Annotated in this window: 1 protein-coding gene; it reads left to right on the top strand. The window is 37.6% G+C overall.

The window, feature by feature from the left end:
• Positions 1 to 15: 15 nt before the first annotated feature.
• A partial coding sequence (locus tag F6K40_RS40465) for a HEAT repeat domain-containing protein (RefSeq protein WP_293146055.1) occupies positions 16 to 1,093 on the top strand: 1,078 nt, incomplete at its 3' end.

The following is a 1,093-nucleotide window of genomic DNA, read 5'->3' as shown; positions in this document are numbered from 1 at the left end:
GATTCAAATAATAACGTGCGTGAGAGTGCAGTGATGGTTTTATCAGAAATTGGCTCAGAAATTGCTATATCTGAATTAATTAAACTCTTAAAAGACTCAGACAAAAATGTGCGTGACAGTGCTGTAGATGTTCTGGGTAAAATTGCATCGGAAACTGCTATTCCTGAATTGATTAAACTTCTAAAAAACAATGATTATAATATTCGCTTGACAGCAGTGGAAGCTATAGAAAAAGTAAGCTCAAAAAATGCTATTCCTGAGTTGATTAACTTTTTAAAAGATCCTGGCTCTAATATATGTCGCAGAGTAGTAGATATTCTGGGTAAAATTGCATCGGAAATTGCTATACCTGAATTGATTAAACTTTTTAAATATCCTGAATCTAATGTGCGTTGCCAAGCAGTAGAGGTTGTAGGAAAAATAGGCTCTGGAATCGCAGTTTCAGAGCTAATTAAACTGCTAGAAGACTTAGACAAAGATGTGCGTAGGAGTGCAGCGGAAGCTTTGGGTAAAATATGTTCCGAAACGGCAGTTCCACGACTAATTCAAATATTAGAAGACTCAGACAAAGATGTTCGTAGAAGTGCAGCGGAAGCTCTCGGTAAAATTGGCTCGGAAACTGCAATTCCAGGATTAATTCCACTGCTAAAAGACTCAGACAAAAATGTTCGTAGAAGTGCAGCGGAGGCTTTGGGTAAAATAGGTTCAGAAACTGCAATCCCGGAATTAATTCCACTACTAAAAGACTCAAGCTGTGATATGCGTGATAAAGCAGCAGAAGCTCTAGGTAAAATAGGTTCAGAAAAGACAATTATTGAGTTAACAAAAACACTACAAAATAATAGCTCTTTTAAATTTAAAAAGGGTTTATCTAAAACCGTCAAAGTCATTCAAACCATCCAACAACGCCTTCAATACTACAAACCAACCCCCAAAATACCCATGTCTAAAACACTTTCTCACAACTACGCCCTACTAATAGGAGTCGGCGACTGCAAATACCCCAACTGGTCACTTCCTGTCACAGTCAAAGACGTTCAAGCCATAAAATCATTCCTCACAAAACCCGACTTATGTGGTTACATTGACAATA

Source organism: Okeania sp. SIO3I5 (genome assembly GCF_010672085.1).
In the GTDB taxonomy this organism is placed as follows: domain Bacteria; phylum Cyanobacteriota; class Cyanobacteriia; order Cyanobacteriales; family Microcoleaceae; genus Trichodesmium.
This window is presented reverse-complemented; position numbering and strand designations above follow the sequence as displayed.